Source organism: Verminephrobacter aporrectodeae subsp. tuberculatae At4 (genome assembly GCF_000193225.1).
In the GTDB taxonomy this organism is placed as follows: domain Bacteria; phylum Pseudomonadota; class Gammaproteobacteria; order Burkholderiales; family Burkholderiaceae_C; genus Acidovorax; species Acidovorax aporrectodeae.
Window position 1 is genome coordinate 1 of sequence record NZ_AFAL01000001.1, and the last position, 245, is coordinate 245.

Genomic DNA, 245 nt, shown 5'->3' on the forward strand with positions numbered 1-245 from the left:
CTCGCCCATCAGCGTGCCGCCGCATGACAACTCGGCCATGGACGGCTACGCGTTGGCCGGCGCGGAGCTCGTCGCCGGCCAGCCCCTGACGCTGCGCGTGGCGGGCAGCGCGTTCGCCGGCAAGCCCTGGGCGGGCGCGGTGGCGCGCGGTGCGTGCGTGCGGATCATGACCGGCGCGGTCCTGCCCGCGGGGCTGGACACCGTCGTGCCGCAGGAGTTCACCACGGACGCCGGGAACGGCTGCA

The 245-nt window shown here is 75.9% G+C and carries 1 pseudogene; it reads left to right on the plus strand.

The annotated features are described in order from the left end of the window. Positions 1–245, plus strand: a pseudogene (locus VTU_RS24985) (molybdopterin molybdenumtransferase MoeA); the annotation flags it as partial.